The following is a 15,893-nucleotide window of genomic DNA, read 5'->3' on the forward strand; positions in this document are numbered from 1 at the left end:
TACGTGAGGGGAAAGGAGAAACGAGTGTGGAACTTTTAGAACAGATTCTAAGTAATCAAAATATGAATGAAGCCTACCTGCGTGTCTATAAAAATAAAGGTGCTAGTGGAGTCGATGGAATAACGGTCGACGAACTAAAGCAATATCTGAAAGAGAACAAAGATGAGCTACGTCAGCGCATCAGAACAAGAAAATACCAACCACAAGCTGCCTTAAGAGTGGAAATCCCAAAAGAAAATGGCAAGATGCGCAAGTTGGGAATACCAACAGTAGTGGATAGAGTTGTTCAACAAGCCATTCATCAAGTTCTCAGTCCGATATTTGAAAAGCAATTTAGTGAATACAGTTACGGCTTTAGACCGAAAAGAAGTTGTGAGATGGCTACTATTAAAAGCTTGGAATATCTGAATGATGGACACGATTGGGTAGTGGACATTGACCTGGAAAGATTCTTCGATACTGTTCATCACGATAAACTGATGCGAATTATATCCAACACAATAAAAGACGGAGATGTCATCTCGTTAATCAGGAAATACTTAGTCAGTGGAGTCATGATAAATGGAAAATATGAAGACACACCTGTCGGTACTCCGCAAGGAGGAAACCTCAGCCCATTATTGAGTAATATTATGTTAAACGAACTCGATAAGGAATTAGAGAAAAGAGGACTAAGGTTCGTGAGGTACGCTGATGATGCCCTCATCTTTGTGAAAAGTGAAAAAGCAGCGAATCGAATAATGAACTCAATCGTGAGATTTATAGAAGAGGAATTAGGTCTAATAGTCAACGTAGAGAAGAGTAGAATCTCACGTCCAAAAGAACTAAAATTCTTAGGATTTGGGTATTATTACGAATCTAAAAACGAGAAATATCGAGTGAAGCCTCATTCAACCTCAATACAGAAATTCCAAAGGAAGCTTCGACAATTAACAAAGCGCAACTGGAGTATTTCGCTAGACTTTAGAATATTGAAACTTAGACAAGTCATATTCGGATGGGTAAACTACTTCAGAATCTCAAACATGAAAGAAGCTACAAAGCAAATTGATAAGAAGCTTCGCTCCAGAATTAGAGTCATCATCTGGAAGCAATGGAAAATTACAAGAAAACAAATCAAATCGCTAATTCAACTAGGGATACCCGAAGAAGAAGCGAAAGGACTAACGTTCTGTCGAAAAGGTTACCGGTTTATCGGATTATCGAAAGTTGTTCAAAGAGCAATTTCAAACAAAAGACTAAAGCAGAGGGGACTTCCCTCTGCTTTAGAACATTATCTAAAAGTACACACTGTAATATAAATTGAACCGCCGTATACGGAACCGTACGTACGGTGGTGTGAGAGGGGCGAAAATAATTAACTTATTTTCCCTCTACTCGATTGTTTGGAAGGGGAAGAAGTGACAAGGACCTTGTTGTATGATTAGATTTTGTTACAGGAGTCATATTGAGTACTATGCTGCAGTTAGTGGTGGAAAAGTAGAGAGGAAGTGAATCATAGGCACTCTATGATTCAGTTAGTGGCGGAAAAGTAAGGAGGAAGTGAATCATAGGAACTCTATGCTGCAGTTAGTGACTGAAAAGGAAGAAGTAAGTGAATCAGAGCGATTCTGTGAAGCTTTTACTGGTTCAAGTTAGGGAGTAAGTGTATTCAAGCATTAACCTAAATCGCTACATTTACCAACAGTTACAGAAGAGAGTAACCACATAAAAGAAAAACCCCCACTCCACAAGGTAGAGTGAGGTTCAAAGTACTAATTATGAAGCTTGTACACCTTCAAGTAATAAAATACGTGCAGGGGAAGCATCTGTGCCAGTTAGTTTTAAAGGTGCAGCGACCATAAAGAATTCGCCTGCTGGAACGTCTTTAAGGCGTAACCCCTCAATGATAATGATATTTGCCCCGAAAAGTGTTTTGTGCGTAGGATGGCCTTCTTGGCTACGTTCAATGCCAAGTGCATCTGTTGCAACACCTCTAATTCCTTTTTCAACTAAATATCTTGCACCGTCTTCAGCTAAAAAGACAAAATCAAAGTTAAATTCTTCTTCGAATGAATTCTTCGTCTTGAATATAATGAAATCATTTTTTTCGATATTTAAGGATTCAAGATCTTCTTTTGTAATTCGGTCTTCAACATTTGTTAAGTCAAATACTTTACTCGATCCAACTAGATCCTCAAGTGCTAAGGTTTCAATTGTTTCACCGTCAATTACCATATGTAAGGGTGCATCAACATGTGTTCCTCCGTGAACATCCATATCAAGTCTTGTTTCAGTTACGTAACCATTTGTTGCCGTTGTAATATTTGGTTGTTTTTCTGGCTTGTTTTTATATACAGCCATTCCTTTTTGGATCGTTGTTGAAACATCATAAATTTTCATAATACTTATTTCCCCTTTCTATTTTTCAAGCTCGGATACGGCCCACCAGTGGTCACCATTTGTAGCTAGTAAGTCATCTGCTGCCTTTGGTCCCATAGATCCTGCAGGGTAGTTAGGGAAATCAGTAGTGATTTGGCTTTCCCATACAGCTGAAATGGGATCCACAAAATTCCATGAAAGTGACACTTCATCCCAATGAGTAAAATTAGTTGCATCTCCACGGATACAATCATAAATAAGTCTTTCGTAAGCTTCAGGTGTATTGATACCGTCAATTGAGTTATTGCTAAAATCTAATTTAACAGGAGTCGTTTGTGTTTCTTGTCCTGATTTTCTCACATTTAAATGTAACGTGATTCCTTCATCTGGTTGTATATGTATCACAAGAAGGTTAGGGTTTTGAATTGGTTCATTAACACCCTTTTTATAATATAAATTCATTGGAATGTCTTTAAATTGAACGACAATTTTTGTGGATTTCGTTGTCATTCTCTTACCAGTACGAATATAGAACGGAACTCCAGCCCATCTAAAGTTATCAATCATTAGTTTTCCAGCAACATATGTTTCAGTTATTGATTCTGGGTTTACGTTATTTTCTTCGCGATAACCTTTTACATTTTCGCCATTCATTGTTCCGGGTCCATATTGTCCTCTTACAAAATATTCGTCCAAGTTCGTTTCATCTACAGGACGAAGAGCGCGAAGAACCTTAATTTTTTCACTTCTGATTTCTTCTGTTGTTAGTTTAATTGGCGGTTCCATTGCAAGTAAAGAAACCATTTGTAGCATATGATTTTGAACCATATCACGAATTGCTCCTGATTTCTCATAATATCCACCACGATCTTCAACACCTAGTGTTTCGCTTGACGTAATTTGGATGTTGGAAATGAAGCGATTATTCCATAATGGCTCAAAAATCGCATTTGCAAAACGAATGACTTCAATGTTTTGAACCATTTCTTTTCCAAGGTAATGGTCAATACGATAAATTTGATCTTCTTTAAATGCTTGACGAATTTGTTTATTTAATTGTTGAGCAGAAGGGTGGTTATGCCCAAATGGCTTTTCAATAACAAGACGAGTATATCCTTTTGTTTTGGTTAGCCCTTCTTTTTTCAAATGCTCTGCAATTGTTCCGAAAAATTCCGGAGCCATTGCGAGATAGAAAATGCGGTTACCTTCTGTGTTATATGTCTCATCAAGTGTACTAAGTAAATGATTTAGTTCCTGATATGATGCTGTATTTGTTACATCAAAAGGATGGTAATAGAAGTGATTTGAAAAATTCTCAAGTCCTTCAGTCTCTTTAGCAACTTCTGAAACAGAACTAACCACATTTTGACGGAAATCTTCATTGGTTAATGGTCTTCTAGCAACTCCAACAACAGCGAAGTCTTCCGAGATTTGTTCTTTTTTAAATAGTTGGTAAATCGAAGGAAACAGTTTACGCTTTGCTAAGTCTCCCGTAGCTCCAAAAATAACGATGATTGTTTTAGGTTTTGTATATGTATTCACGAATAGTAACCTCACTTTTATTCATGCTTGATTGTCGAAAAAATTTTATCTATACGAATAATTAATTTTAGACTTTTATTTACGTTAAATCAAACATTTCTTCTCTTTTTTCAGAAAATTTTTCATTTATAATTTTGAATTTATCATTAATCTTAATCTATTCTGTATTGTTACCGTTTTCCTGCATTATTACTATGTTTTCATTGTTTTTTATCTAATGTGGTATCGATATCACTACTTTTACATTCTATTGATTGTACGATAGAATAAATGAAATATATTGTATTTCTATTAGTTTAAACAAAAATTAAACTAGTTACAATTAACTTGCTTTTAAGTTATCAATTTATTTTATAAAACTTGGAGGGAGATACCAAGGTGGAGGTTGTTTTTTTAGGAACAGGAGCGGGTGTACCAGCTAAAGAAAGAAATGTTTCATCAATCGCCTTACAGCTTGTAGCAGAGCGGGGATCAACATGGCTATTTGATTGTGGTGAAGCTACTCAGCATCAAATTTTATACACATCGATTAAGCCCAGACGGATTGAAAAAATATTTATTACTCATTTACATGGAGATCATATTTTTGGTTTACCAGGTTTACTAGGAAGTCGTTCATTCCAGGGTGGGGAATCAACACTTACCGTCTATGGACCAAAAGGATTAAGAGAATACATACTCACATCTTTAAAATTAAGTAGCACACACCTAAAGTATCCTTTAGATATCGTGGAAATCGAAGAAGAAGGAATAATTTTTGACGATCAACAGTTTTCAGTTGAGGTTAGAAAACTGGATCACGGGATTCATTCTTATGGCTTTCGTGTAATTGAGAAGGACCTTCCTGGAACCTTACTCGTTGAAGAACTAAAGAAGATACATGTGCCTCCTGGCCCTATTTACCAAAAGTTAAAAGAGGGAGAGACGGTTACGTTGGAGGATGGAAGAACCATTGATGGATTGAAGTTTATTGGACCATCCAAAAGAGGAAGAGTAATTACCATATTAGGTGATACGCGTTTTTGTGATGCAAGCGTAGAACTATCACAAAATGCTGATCTTCTTATTCATGAAGCAACCTTTGGAGCGGACGAACATGAACTTGCACATAATTATTTCCACTCAACAACAAAACAAGCGGCAGAAATTGCTTTGAAAGCAAATGTTAAGAGCTTAATTTTAACTCATATCAGTTCAAGATACCAAGGTGAGGACGTAAAAGTTCTTGAAAAGGAAGCAAATGACCTTTTTGAAAATACTTATGTGGCCAAAGATTTTTATACTTATGAACTTTGACGAAACAGGTTTAGGGAAGAAGCAAGGTCTCCTAAACCTGTTTTCGTTCCGGATTCACCCTGAAAATAATTTAGGATAGAGAGCTCCAATCGCTACAATCCACTTGCGGGATACCGCGGGGCGGTCCGTGAGCCTCCTCGTTGCTTTTTGGCTTCTGCGGGGTCTCATCGTTCAAAAACGAGCTTGACTAAATCTTCTTCTCCATCAATGTAGATACGTCAGCAAAGCCTAACTTTTCATATAGTTTTTTTGCATGGTTTCCTGCAAATACATTTAAGTGGACTCTTCTTAAGCCTATTTGTTTAAAGTAAGATAGGGCAGCTTTCGTTAATTTTTTGCCTAATCCCTTGTTGCGATGGGATTTAAATACATATAATTCTAAAATGATTCCGACAGGATCATTATGATAATAATCCATGCTTTCACCAATTAAAATCCAGCCTTCTAAACGTCCTTTATGATTAACAGACACAAGGTAGTTATTAAAGGCTTGCAGTTCTTCTTGGGCAACCGTACTATTTTTAAGATAGCCCATTGAGGCTTCATCTCTGACTTTCTCTCCGTAACTTTTAATTAATACAATTTCCTCATAGGTGGCACTTCGAATGGTCATTTGTACTCTCTCCTCATCCACGATGTTTTCCTAGGGCTATGTTCGTAAACTTTGTTGCTTATAAGATTTTTTCTCCTAACCTACTATCACGCTTACTTAATACCTTGTTTAAATGTAAAATTAGTTCAATAAGCAACAATCTTTTAGAAAAGAGCCTTTCCTATATATATTCAAGGAGAGGGCATAAGGTTAATTTTGTGTTTTTTAGGAGCATTTTTGATATAAATATAAGGAGAGTCAATTATTAGGAGGGGTATTAGATGAATTCTGTTATAGAAACAATGTTAAATCATACGTCTATTCGAAAATTTACTGACAAGCCACTTTCAAAGGAGCAGATCAAACTTATTGTTGAAAGTGCACAAAGTGCTTCAACTTCAAGTTTTGTTCAAGCCTACACAATTATAGGGGTTAGTGATAAAGAAAAGAAAAAGAAATTAGCTGAAATTGCTGGGAATCAGAGTTATGTAGAACATAATGGCCATTTTTTTATTTTTTGTGCTGATCTTTTAAGACATGAGGTTTCTGCCGAGATGGAGCAAAAAAATATTCAACAGTCATTAGAAAGTACAGAAACATTTATAGTGTCTGTTGTAGATGCTTCTCTTGCTTCTCAAAATGCTGTTTTAGCTGCTGAATCAATGGGCCTTGGGGCTTGTTATATCGGTGGAATTAGGAATAAGTTAGAAGAGGTAAGGGAGTTGCTAAATATACCTGAAAGAGTCTTTCCATTATTTGGGGTTGCAGTAGGTTATCCAAATCAAGAGACTTCAACAAAACCTAGACTTCCTTTTACACAGGTCTACCACGAAGATGAATACCAGCAAGATATGTCGCTCTACCAAAAACAACTTGAGGAATATAATAATACTATTTCGGCATATTATCACGAGCGTACCGGTGGGAAAAGAAGAGATAGATGGACTGAACAAATAGCAAATATGATGGAAAAGCCAAAAAGAACATATATGAAAGAGTTCGTAAAGAAGCAAGGCTTTTTAAAGGACTAATCTTCCTTATTTCGTACATACTCTGCTTCATAGGAATTTTCACCAGCATGTACCGATAAAAGTGTATCTGCAAAACCTACTAAGCGATTAACAATTTCATCACAAAGCTGATAGATGAGCTGTTGTTGTTTTTTGTCAAAAAGATGAGGATCATCAAAGATGATTGTTGTATTAATAAATACGTCTCGGTTCCCGAGTAGGTCATAGTGAATAATAGTCTTACCAGCCGCACCGCCTGTTCTCGGGTCGTGAAATTGGTCTAAAAAGATATACCATTCTTCAGCGGTTTGGGAGCGAAAGTTTTTAGTGAAACGAAGATTATCTAACTCATTTTGAATAAATAATTGTTGCTCTTCATTTAAAAAGTTTATGATTTTAGGATCTTTGTCCATTGTTGGCCTCCGGGTTTTGTGTATTTTTCATAGTATTTCATATTCTGTAAACCTTATTTATCGTAAATAAAAATACAGGTCAATGGACCTGTATTTTTGCTAGGTTGCTTTACCAACCACGATCATATTGCTCAGGGCTCTTAATCTCTACTCCAAGCTCCTTAGCCGCGGTTCTTGGCCAATATGGATCTCTTAATAATTCACGAGCAACAAAAATCAAATCTGCTCTGTCATTTCTTAAAATCTCTTCTGCTTGTAAGCCACTCGTAATTAGTCCTACAGCACCTGTTGCAATTTCTGCTTCATGTTTAATTTTTTCAGCATACGTCACTTGATAACCGGGGTAGACCTCAATCTTTGCAGGAACAAGTGCACCAGAGCTTACATCAATTAAATCGACGCCTTGCTGCTTCATTAACTTTGCCATCTCGACATAGTCATCAGGAGTAAGCCCATCTTGATGATAATCATTGGCTGAAACACGCACCATCAATGGACCATCCCAAACTTCCTTCACGGCTTTAATAATTTCACGTAAAAGACGGTAGCGATTTTCAAAGCTTCCACCAAATTGATCTTTTCTATGATTAGAAAGTGGTGATAAAAATTGATTGATAAGATAGCCATGAGCGGCGTGCAGTTCAATAATTTCAAATCCTGCTTCCTTCGCGCGACGAACTCCATCCTTAAAAGCTTGAACAGTTTCTTCGATTTCGTCAATACTCATTTCTTTTGGTTGCTTACTTTGTTCATTAAAAGCGATTGGTGAAGCGGAGATGATTTCACCATCGATTGTTGCTTTTCTACCTGCATGTGCAATTTGAATAGAGGTCGTTGCACCATATTGTTTTAGTTGGTTGACGAGTTTAGCAAAACCCGCTATATGGTTATCGCTCCAAATACCTAAATCACCTGCAGAAATTCGCCCTTGTGGTGTAACAGCAGTTGCTTCAACCATGATTAGACCAACCTGTCCAACTGCTCTACTAATATAATGTGTGTAATGAAAGTCTTGTAAGTGGCCATCATGATTATGACTTGAATACATACACATTGGGGACATAACAATCCGATTTTTTATTGTTACATTTTTTATTGTATATGGTGAAAAAAGAGCACTACTCATTTAAATCCTCCTATATGTATAAATTTCGTTTACCTAAACAATTATATCATTTGCTCTTTTTACTCGTCATATTTATTGCCTACATTTCATGAACACTTGACCTGAGGGTAAGATACAAACAAGTAAATTTCCATAAAAAAACCCCAACAACTGGTTATATAATTGTAGGGTTAGTATTATTACTCTAAATTATCTCTTAGAATCCACATTTACAGTTTCAAGCAATGTTTGCCCAAGCTCTGAAGATCGTTCAGTTGCTCTTGTTATACATGCAATCATCGCTTCTTGGTAGTGATATTTCTCTAAAACTCCAATTCCAGCTTCGGTTGTTCCGCCTGGGCTTGTTACTTCCTTTCTAAGAACGGAAGGGTGTTTTGGAGATGATTTTAACATTTCTGCAGCACCGATGATGGTTTGAAGAATTAAATCTTTTGCTACGTCTTGTTCAAGTCCTATTTGGTTAGCGGCTTTTTCCATTGCTTCAACTAAATAGTACACATACGCGGGTCCACTTCCTGATAATCCTGTGACTGCATGTAAGTGTTCTTCTTCGACAATGGATACAAGACCAACTGTTTCAAATAATTCTTGAACAATCTTTACTTGGTCTTCAGTAGCATATTCTCCAGGGGCAAGAGCCGTAGCGGATTTCCCAATTGCAGCGGATGTATTAGGCATGGCACGAACAACTGCCATGTTCTGTTCAAATAATTGAAGAAATGTGCTTGTTGATACTCCTGCTAACACTGAGATGACTAGCTGATCGCCATTTGAAAATGGAGCGATTTCTTGTACACCACTTCTTACATCTTTTGGCTTCATTGCTAATAGAAGGATGTCAGCGTGTTGTACTGCTTCTTCTTTATTTTGAGTAACATTTACTTTATAGGTTTCGTGTAGTTCTCGAAGTCTTTCTGTATTAGAACGATTTGTTACTGTAATTTGATTTGGTTTAAATAATTCCTCTTGTAGCATTCCTGCAATGATTGCTTCAGCCATTGAACCGGCTCCAACAAATGTGATTTTTATGTTTTCCTTCATCATGCTTCCTCCAATGACTTAAGTAGTAATTAAAAGGAACTAAAAAGACCCAAAGCCTCCTTTATATAAAAGGACGAATTGGGTCTTATCCGCGGTACCACCTTTGTTAACGATCTAATCGTTCAACTCTTTACCCGTATCGTGGGGGACGGTTAGGTTTTTCCTAACTGCTCATAGGTAGGTTCAATCATTTAGTGGGTTATGAAATCTTTCAGCCGACGGATTTCACTCTCTTGAACCGTAAATTGATTTACTAGTCCTAATCTTCGCACATCTCTATGGATTTGATTGTCATTATCTATGATTCTTTCCTCGATGTCAATACTTTATCACAATATCAGTTTGATAATAGGCTTGACTTTCTTCTTTTTTTCATAGAGATTAAATATATCGCTTATATTGCTATAATATTCAGAGGGGATTTCTTATGAAAAATTCTAAATTACATAAAAAAAATATTGTGATTACTGGTGCATCAAGTGGAATTGGTGAACGAATTTCATATATGGTGGCAGAGCAGGGGGCTATCCCTATCCTTATGGCTAGAAATTATGAACGGCTAGTTTCGATTGCAACAAAAATCAAGAACCAAACAGGTATCGAGGCTCTTATATATCAAGTTGATGTTAGTGATACAGATGCTGTTGAATCTGTTTTTAGTGACCTTTTAAAAAAGGTCGATAAAATTGATGTTCTCATCAATAACGCCGGATTTGGAAAATTTGATTCAGTTATGGATGCGACCCTTTCAGAGATGAAGGAAATGTTTGAGGTTAATGTATTTGGTCTGATGGCTTGTACCAAAATGGTCCTTCCATCGATGTTACAACAAAATGTTGGTCATATTGTTAATATCGCGTCACAGGCAGGTAAGCTTGCTACTCCTAAAGCAGGTGCTTACTCTGGGTCAAAGCACGCTGTACTAGGCTTTACTAATAGTCTGCGAATGGAGCTTGCTCACACGAATATTCATGTAACAGCTGTTAATCCGGGGCCTATCCGTACTAGATTTTTTGATATTGCTGATCAATCCGGGAACTATGTCAAAAATGTTGAGAAATTTATGCTTGAGCCCGATGATGTGGCAAAAAAGATTGTGGATACATTATTCACACCGAAGCGGGAGCTTAATCTACCTGTATGGATGAATATCGGTAGTATCCTATATACCTTATTTCCTTCCGTCGTTGAAAAAGTTGGCGGGAAGGCACTGTTTAAAAAATAATTTCAATTTAGGCACATGTAAAAATTAATCCTGCTGTAACATTGACAGTTTAATCCTCGTCAAATTAAATGAGGTGAAACTGATGAGAAAATTGCTTGCACTAGCTTTTTTCCTTTGCTTTTTAGTCTGTTTTGGGTGTACTAATGAGCCAAAAGGAGTAAAAGATTTAACAGGTTATATTATTTTTACAAGTCCAACGTCGGAAAATATTTTGGTTTCTGAGAAAGAGTCGTCCTCGGATATACCACTAGCTTCTAGTTACTACATTTTTGAAGATACAGTCATCGAAGGTACATCTGGGAAGAAATACTCTCCTGAAGACTTTTCACTCGGCATGCTTGTGGATGCTTATCATACTGGAGAAGTTCGTGAATCTTATCCCCCACAATCGGATGTTACTACAATTTTAATTCATGATGATGAAGCTTCATTAGAAACCGCCAAAGCTTTATCTATAGCCTTGAAGACACTTGATTCTATGTCCCAGTGGCTTGTTGTTTCGGTGAACCATGTAACAAGTGATTTGTATGAAATCCAGTTAGTCGAGTTAATGGGTTCTGAACAACCAATAACTCTGAAGGTCGATTTGAAAACCGAACAAGTCATTGAGTAGTCACCAATATTGAACATGATTTGTGTTATCTCATGTTCAAGTTGGTGTTTTTTATTTTGGATACATATAGAAAAATTTTAAAAAACTAAAACCTTTTCATACCCTAAAATGTCTAATTGGTAGAAAAACAACAAAAGTAGTAGGAGAGGATTCACTTGAACGATATAGACCTTGTTAAAAAGGCAAGGAAAGGGGATGAACATGCATTATATTCTCTAATTCTTGGCTCTAAAGAACAGTTATATAGAATTGCTTATTCTTATCTGAAATCGGAACAGGATGCTTTAGAAGCGATTCAGGAAGTAACTTACCGTGCCTTTAAATCTATTCGAAAGTTAAAGGAAGATCACTATTTTTCCACATGGCTTATTCGAATTATGATCAATTACTGTAATGATGAACTTCGCAAAAGGAAACGAACGATTCCAAGTTCTGATGTTGGTTCTGACTTATCGGTTACTCAAAATCAAGATCGATTTGAATTAGAGGAAGCAATTGAAGCTCTAGAATCTCCGACAAAAGAGGTGCTTAAGCTTAAATATTTTGAAGATCTAAAGATTAAAGAGATTGCTGAAGTCCTTGATTGTCCGGAGGGTACAGTGAAAACCTGGCTTAACAAAGGGCTTAGGAAATTACGCTATCAGCTTGAGGGAAGGTTGTGATGAGCTATGTTTGAAAAAGAAGAAAAACAATTACAAGAGCTAGGGGAGCATTATAATGAGATGAAGATTCCAGACGAAATTGATGAATATATATTAAAAGGGATGACACAAGCGAAGAAAAAGAAACAATCCAGGAAGCGATTCATGGTTGGTGCATTTGCTGCAACTCTGTTTATTGCCTTTTTCTTAACATCTATTCGAGTATCTCCTACATTTGCAAACTATGTAAGTCATATCCCTGGCTTAGAGAAAATTGTTGAACTAGTTAGATTTGATAAAGGTTTGCTTTCAGCGATTGACAATGATTTGATGCAAGAAATAAATGTTTCGGATAAACATGAGGGACTTGAAATAACTGTGGATGCGGTTATTGTTGATGAGCAAAAGATGGTCTTGTTTTATTCACTTGAAAGTGATCGGAATCGTGAACAAGAATATCTTAGTCTTGTAAATGTATCATTTGGTGAGAAGCTTCCATTGGCCGGGATAACATATGGTAGTATCCATGAAAATCTGAAAAAAGGGGTTCCTGTTTCTGGATCAATTGACTTTTACTTTGATGGTGATATTCCTGAACAGCTTACTCTTTCTCTCGGTATTGAAACGGGCGAATCGGAAAAACTAGCTTCCACTTGGACGTTACCTTTCTCTATTGATAAAGTAAAGTTTGCGGGGTTAAAAGAAGAAATCCAGTTAAACGAAACCGTTGAAGTAGAAGGACAAAAAATAACCTTTGAAAAAATGACGATTCTACCAACTCGAGTAGCCGTTCATGTAAAATATGATGAAAATAATAGTAAAGAGTTGTTCACCTTCGAGGATTTGCGACTTGTTGATGAAACTGGGGAGCAATGGAGTGGAATAGCGAATGGAATTACAGCTCAGCATATAAGTGAAAATGAAAAAATACTTTATTTACAATCTAACTATTTTAACCAACCGGAAGAACTGTATCTCGTATTTAGCTCCATTCGAGCACTTGATAAGGATGAGTTAGAAGTGGTTGTTGATCTAGAAAATAAGATGATTATAAAAGCACCTGCTGATGGCTTACTCACAAATGATGTGGAAAAAAGTGGGGCGAATTTGGTTTTTTGGCTAAGTTTGACTGAGGAGGATGACCCTCATAGGGGGTACAGTCTTTTTGATCATGAGTATAAAGATTCTGAAGGAACTGTTTTTCATTCTAACACCTCATCTTCAGGGACAAATCATGAGGAAAACACTCAGCGAAATGGGTTTGTTTTAGAACAAGCTAATCATTCAAGTCCAATCACTTTAACAATTCAAGATTATCCAGCACGAATTAAAAAGGATGTTCGGATACAGGTGAAATAAACTAGTAGGCTCTCAGGGTTGAGAGCCTACTTTGTTAAGTATTCGTATACAAAATCATTTATTACATCATAAATATCCTGATCAGGATTTAATTCTTTTTCTTTTTTTATTAAAATCATCAATTCCGTATATTCTTCTGCTGTAAGTGGAACTGAATCAAGGTTATGATGATATTGTAGAAAACAGTTTCTTATCATTTTCTGAAGTAATTTCTCATCCAATGCACACACCTCTATTTCTAATACCTTATTATACTTCTTCTCATTTCTTTTGGTCTATCCTGAAAATAACCTAGGTAGAGGAGTTCCATGAGCTGCGATCCACTTGCTTTCCGCGGGGTGGTCCGTGAGCCTCCTCGTCGCTTCTGGGCTCCTGCGGGGTCTCACGAGACCACTAGATCCCGCAGGAGTCAAGTGGCTCTCCGCTCATTCCACACTGTGGAATAAATAATTTCATTCTCATGGTGCGAAATACTTATTTAGCATGAAGGTCTACCCTGAAAAATAACTTAGGTAGTGGAGTTCCAATCGCTATAGTTGACTCGCGGGACACCGCGGGGTGTGCGGTGAGCCTCGTTGCTTTTGGCTCCGGGGTTGTTTGATTCCTTTACTGACTCCAAAAGCCCAAGAAAGGGAATCAAAGGTGTTGTCTGATTCCCTTACTGTTGCCAAAAGCCAAGAAAGGGAATCAAAGCTGTTGTCTGATTCCCTTACTGTTGCCAAAAGCCCAAGAAAGGGAATCAAAGGCGTTGTCTGATTCCCTTATTGTTGTCAAAAGCCCAAGAAAGGGAATCAAAGGCGTTGTCTGATTCCCTTATTGTTGTCAAAAGCCCAAGAAAGGGAATCAAAGGCGTGATTCCCTTACTGTTGTCAAAAGCCCAAGAAAGGGAATCAAAGGCGTTGTCTGATTCCCTTACTGTTGTCAAAAGCCCAAGAAAGGGAATCAGGCGTTCCCCCTAGTTCCCTTGCTCGTGCCAAAGGACTATTAAGGGAATTAAAGGCGTTTGTTTGATTCCCTTGTTTAGCATAAATGGTGCGAATTTTTATTATCATTGAGGTCTACCCCGAATTTCTGCAGGCGCTATAGGCTCGGGGTCATAAGTCAATCCGCCCTAGAAGGTGAAGGACAACCTTCCAGTCGGCTTGTCTTATGCCTGTCGCCGATGAACGAGCGCCTTTCGCTTTTCTTTGTCTAGCTGCAGGCGCTATCGGCTCGGGGTCATAAGTCAATCCGCCCTAGAAGGTGAAGGACAACCTTCCAGTCGGCTTGTCTTATGCCTGTCGCCGATGAACGAGCGCCTTTCGCTTTTCTTATTTGTTTTAAATTTCCATTGAATTCGAACGTATATTCGCTTATTATAAAGAATATAATAAATGCGAACATACATTCTTTTAGTGAAGGTGATTTTATGATTGATTATAGTCAACTTCCAGCACATAAAATTTTATGCATTGATATGAAAAGCTTTTATGCGAGCTGTGCTGCCGTGTTATTAGGGTTAAATCCATTAGAGTGTTATCTTGCGGTAGTGGGTGATACAGATCGGCAGGGAAGCATTGTTTTGGCGGCGTCACCAAAGATGAAGCAGGAGTTCGGGATCAAAACAGGTTCAAGATTGTTTGAAATACCGAAGGATCCAAGGATTCAAATTGTCAATCCGAAAATGGCTACATATTTAAGGATTTCGACCGAGATCACAAAGCTCTTTAATCGCTATGTCCCAAAGGATGCGATTCATACCTATAGTGTTGATGAAAGCTTTTTAAAGGTGGATGGAGTTGAAAAATTGTGGGGAAGCGCAACAACAGTTGCAGAAAAAATAAAACTTGAAATTGAACGGGAATATGGTCTTCCATGTGCAATTGGCATAGGCCCGAATATGCTCATTGCTAAGTTGTGTCTGGACCTAGAAGCAAAGAAAAAGGGAATTGCTGAATGGACCTATGACGATATCAAGAAAAAGCTTTGGCCTTTGTCACCATTGAGTCAAATGTGGGGGATTGGGAGCAGAGTTGAAAAAACATTAAATCGAATGGGGATTACAACGATTGGCCAGCTCGCCAATTATCCGCTTGAACTACTCGAGAAAAAATTCGGCATTATGGGAAATCAACTTTACCATCATGCATGGGGAGTAGATTTATCTGAATTAGGAGCGCCACTTATTCAAGGACAAATTAGCTTTGGAAAGAGTCAAATCTTGCTGAGAGACTATCCTGATCCAGAAGAAGTAAAACATGTCATCCTGGAAATGTGTGAGGAAGTCGCACGTCGAGCAAGGCGTGAAAAGAAAGCAGGGAGAACGATCAGTCTAGGGATAGGCTATAGCCATGAGGAATTCGGTGGAGGATTTTACCGTTCAAAAACAATTGATTCATATACAAATATTACAATGGAAATTTATAAGGTTTGTTTGGAGTTATTTGAAAAGCATTATGTTCCAAAAACTGTTCGAAAGATTTCTATTATGTTATCAAATATAGAAGAAGATCAGGAATTGCAACTTGATTTATTTTACGCTAACCGTCTAAAGCAACGCGAGGTTGGCTATGTGATGGACTCAATTCGAAACAAGTTTGGTTCGAATGCGATTCTTAGAGCTGTTTCCTACACAAATGCTGGAACTGCGAGGCATCGAAGTAGGCTAGTTGGCGGACATAAAGCGAACTAATAG

The 15,893-nt window shown here is 37.4% G+C and carries 15 protein-coding genes and 1 other annotated feature; of the genes, 8 read left to right on the forward strand and 7 right to left on the reverse strand.

The features are described from left to right. Positions 1–26 precede the first annotated feature (26 nt). Positions 27–1,301, forward strand: a complete 1,275-nt coding sequence (gene ltrA, locus BK579_RS12325) for a group II intron reverse transcriptase/maturase (protein WP_078545889.1) — start codon at positions 27–29, stop codon at positions 1,299–1,301. A 457-nt stretch (positions 1,302–1,758) separates the two neighbouring features. Here the strand turns inward: ltrA and BK579_RS12330 are convergent, their stop codons facing one another. Both BK579_RS12330 and zwf read right to left on the reverse strand, forming a co-directional pair. Continuing rightward, a complete protein-coding gene (locus BK579_RS12330; RefSeq protein WP_078545890.1) occupies positions 1,759–2,382 on the reverse strand; it encodes a cyclase family protein in 624 nt (207 codons plus the stop codon). Between the two features lie 18 nt (positions 2,383–2,400). Then, a complete protein-coding gene (zwf, locus tag BK579_RS12335; RefSeq protein ID WP_078545891.1) occupies positions 2,401–3,903 on the reverse strand; it encodes a glucose-6-phosphate dehydrogenase in 1,503 nt (500 codons plus the stop codon). Between the two features lie 378 nt (positions 3,904–4,281). Between zwf and rnz the strand changes: the two genes are divergently transcribed. After that, positions 4,282–5,199, forward strand: coding sequence for a ribonuclease Z (gene rnz, locus BK579_RS12340; RefSeq protein WP_078545892.1), 918 nt, complete (start codon positions 4,282–4,284; stop codon positions 5,197–5,199). Positions 5,200–5,386: 187 nt separating this feature from the next. On the opposite strand, the gene BK579_RS12345 is transcribed toward rnz, so the two are convergent. Next, on the reverse strand, positions 5,387–5,812 hold the full coding sequence (locus tag BK579_RS12345) for a GNAT family N-acetyltransferase (RefSeq protein ID WP_078545893.1): 426 nt from the start codon (positions 5,810–5,812) through the stop codon (positions 5,387–5,389). A 260-nt stretch (positions 5,813–6,072) separates the two neighbouring features. Between BK579_RS12345 and nfsA the strand changes: the two genes are divergently transcribed. After that, a complete protein-coding gene (nfsA, locus tag BK579_RS12350; RefSeq protein WP_078545894.1) occupies positions 6,073–6,822 on the forward strand; it encodes an oxygen-insensitive NADPH nitroreductase in 750 nt (249 codons plus the stop codon). On the opposite strand, the gene BK579_RS12355 is transcribed toward nfsA, so the two are convergent. From BK579_RS12355 to proI, 3 genes are all read right to left on the reverse strand, one after another. Further along, complete coding sequence (locus BK579_RS12355) at positions 6,819–7,214, reverse strand: hypothetical protein (RefSeq protein WP_078545895.1); 396 nt, start codon at positions 7,212–7,214, stop codon at positions 6,819–6,821. The genes nfsA and BK579_RS12355 overlap by 4 nt on opposite strands. 109 nt (positions 7,215–7,323) lie before the next feature. Further along, positions 7,324–8,340: an NADPH dehydrogenase NamA gene (gene namA / locus BK579_RS12360; RefSeq protein WP_078545896.1), complete on the reverse strand. Its 1,017-nt coding sequence runs from the start codon at positions 8,338–8,340 to the stop codon at positions 7,324–7,326. 189 nt (positions 8,341–8,529) lie between these two features. Then, positions 8,530–9,381, reverse strand: a complete 852-nt coding sequence (gene proI / locus BK579_RS12365) for a pyrroline-5-carboxylate reductase ProI (RefSeq protein ID WP_078545897.1) — start codon at positions 9,379–9,381, stop codon at positions 8,530–8,532. A 66-nt stretch (positions 9,382–9,447) separates the two neighbouring features. After that, positions 9,448–9,657: a binding site (T-box leader), on the reverse strand. 151 nt (positions 9,658–9,808) lie between these two features. Here proI and BK579_RS12370 point away from each other — a divergent pair. The 4 genes from BK579_RS12370 (at position 9,809) to BK579_RS12385 (ending at position 13,219) form a co-directional block, all read left to right on the forward strand. Then, a complete protein-coding gene (locus BK579_RS12370) occupies positions 9,809–10,606 on the forward strand; it encodes an SDR family NAD(P)-dependent oxidoreductase (RefSeq protein WP_078545898.1) in 798 nt (265 codons plus the stop codon). Between the two features lie 82 nt (positions 10,607–10,688). After that, the gene (locus tag BK579_RS12375; protein WP_078545900.1) at positions 10,689–11,219 is read left to right on the forward strand and encodes a DUF3221 domain-containing protein; all 531 of its coding nucleotides are present in this window, start codon (positions 10,689–10,691) and stop codon (positions 11,217–11,219) included. A gap of 155 nt (positions 11,220–11,374) precedes the next feature. Beyond that, positions 11,375–11,881 (forward strand): sigma-70 family RNA polymerase sigma factor, encoded by a 507-nt coding sequence (locus BK579_RS12380; RefSeq protein ID WP_078545902.1) that lies wholly within the window; start codon positions 11,375–11,377, stop codon positions 11,879–11,881. Between the two features lie 6 nt (positions 11,882–11,887). Then, positions 11,888–13,219: a DUF4179 domain-containing protein gene (locus BK579_RS12385; RefSeq protein ID WP_078545904.1), complete on the forward strand. Its 1,332-nt coding sequence runs from the start codon at positions 11,888–11,890 to the stop codon at positions 13,217–13,219. Between the two features lie 26 nt (positions 13,220–13,245). Here the strand turns inward: BK579_RS12385 and BK579_RS12390 are convergent, their stop codons facing one another. Beyond that, complete coding sequence (locus BK579_RS12390; protein ID WP_078545906.1) at positions 13,246–13,440, reverse strand: YqzH family protein; 195 nt, start codon at positions 13,438–13,440, stop codon at positions 13,246–13,248. 1,187 nt (positions 13,441–14,627) lie between these two features. Here BK579_RS12390 and BK579_RS12395 point away from each other — a divergent pair. After that, complete coding sequence (locus BK579_RS12395; protein ID WP_078545908.1) at positions 14,628–15,890, forward strand: Y-family DNA polymerase; 1,263 nt, start codon at positions 14,628–14,630, stop codon at positions 15,888–15,890. Positions 15,891–15,893: the final 3 nt, after the last annotated feature.

Origin of the sequence: Litchfieldia alkalitelluris, from assembly GCF_002019645.1 — a bacterium.
Classification (GTDB): Bacteria; Bacillota; Bacilli; order Bacillales; family Bacillaceae_L; genus Litchfieldia; species Litchfieldia alkalitelluris.